The 2,089-nt window shown below is 65.6% G+C and carries 1 protein-coding gene; it reads left to right on the top strand.

All coding sequences use genetic code 11. The features are described from left to right. Positions 1-725: 725 nt before the first annotated feature. The gene (locus tag ACGF12_RS38375) at positions 726-1,883 is read left to right on the top strand and encodes an acyl-CoA dehydrogenase family protein (protein WP_393041228.1); all 1,158 of its coding nucleotides are present in this window, start codon (positions 726-728) and stop codon (positions 1,881-1,883) included. Positions 1,884-2,089: the final 206 nt, after the last annotated feature.

Consider the following 2,089-nt stretch of genomic DNA (forward strand, 5'->3'; position numbering starts at 1 on the left):
ACCACCCGATGGGTGCCAGGAACTCTGGAAGGCATCGCAGGCAGGACGGATGACGATGCGTCACCCGCCCAATTGCGAACTCGTCGACTGTCTGATTTCCCCCGCGGACCGGACCCCCTGGCTAGCCGCTGCCGGCCGTCCGGCCGAGGCAATCGCGCCGCTCGCTGTAGCTAAATCCCTGACAGCAGCCACTGTCAAGCCGAAATTTGACGGTCGGGCAGATCGGTCCGCGAGGACGATATCGAGACGAAGCATCGCCGCTCTGACCGGGGGAATCGTCGTGGGCTGGACCTGCGGTGACACGGTTGCGGATCCGGAGGCGGACCCCGGCCGGCGTCTTGTGACGCAGATCACGCCCATGGTCCAGGGGGCGGGAATGGCCCGGCCGGGATGTCGCGAGATGCCGGTGTCAGCATGTGCCCTGATTGTCCATCATCTTCACTTTTCGTCTACATGGATTGACGGCTTCTCAGGTCGTCGGCATGATGTGCCGGGAGTGCGCGAATGGTCGCTGGCTGCGCATTCGCGTTACCGCCAGCGATGTGGCGTCGATCCGTCCGGGGGCTCTGAGTCGAGGATCGGCGCGTGGGACGCCTGCGATGACTTCGTTCGGCTTTGCTCGGGGGAGCTATCGGACCTCAGGGTTCCCGGTTTCACAGAAATTTAACACGTGAGCCGTATTCCCACGGGGGGTTCCGGCGTGAGCGATGAACGGGAGCAGTGCAATGAGTTCGGATGTTCTCCGGGCCGTCAAGGAATTCGCCCGTAAGGAACTCCTCGACAACGCCGGGCAGTTGGACGCGCTGGCTGAGGCTCCGCTCCCGCTCTACGAGGAGTTCGCGGGCACCGGGCTGATGAACTGGTGGCTCCCCAAGGACGACGGGGGCGCCGGGATCGGGCTCGAGGACAGCATCGACATCGTCTCGGAGCTCGCGTACGGGGACGCCGGCGCGGCCTTCACTCTCTTCATCTCGGTCCTCGGCACGAGCATGGTGTCGCTGTACGGCAGCGACGAGCTCAAGGAGCGCCACCTGAAGCCGATGGCCGGCTCCGCGGCGTTCTGCGCCACGCTCGGCAGCGAGCAGGCGGCCGGCAGCGAGCTGGGGAACATCACGACGACGGCCACGCTGCAGGGCTCGAACTACGTGGTGAGCGGTCAGAAGTTCTTCTCCACCAACTCCGGGTTCGCGGACTTCCTGGTGGTGGTCGCGAAGTCGGCGGCGGAGCCGTCCGGCTACGTCGCGGTCGTCGTCCCGAAGGACACTCCGGGTGTCCGCATCGTCAAGCGCTGGGACATGATCGGCCTGCGGGCGTCCGCGACCTACCAGGTCACCCTCGAGGGGTGCCGGGTGCCCGCCACGAACGCGCTGCACGGTCCGGGTCTGCGCCTGCTGGAGATCGGCCTCAACGCGAGCCGCATCCTCATCGCCACCACCGCAGTCGGCGTGGCGCGGCGGATCCGCGACCTCTCGATGGAGTACGGCCGGACAAAGCGCCTGGGGGGCGCGGCGCTCACGGAGAACGCCGTGTTCGCGAGCAAGCTCGGCCAGATGGAAATGCAGATCGAGTGCATGAAGAGCGTCTGCAAGGCTGCGGCCCGGGAGTACGACGCCGTCATGCAGAGCCCCGACGCGGCAACACAGTTCGTCCGCCAAGGCACGCTGAAGTCCGCGCTGGCGGCGAAGATGCTTTGTGGGCAGATCGGTTGGGACATCGCGGGCGTGGGTTCGGAGATGTTCGGCGGCCTCGGCTACACCAACGAGATGCTCATCGGAAAGCTGGTCCGCGACATGCGTTACGTCTCCATTGTCGAGGGCGGCGACGACGTGCTGCGCGATCTCATGTTCAACCGATACGTTCTGCCGGCGTCCAAGCGCGCCTGATCATCAGTCAAGTTGTGGGCTCGATTGTCGGGCTGGCAACAAAGTCAGAGTTGCACCTTCCGGTCCCGGCCGCAGTGGCCGGGCCAATTCACAGGAGACCCAACACCTCGCCCGTTTCGTTCTGACGGACAGTCAATGATGCGCTCGGGCAGTGTCACTGCCGAATTCCTCGCCGCGGGCGAGCGGCGCGGACGCCATCGGTCGGA

The organism is Kitasatospora sp. NPDC048296, from assembly GCF_043201815.1.
Classification (GTDB): Bacteria; Actinomycetota; Actinomycetes; order Streptomycetales; family Streptomycetaceae; genus Kitasatospora.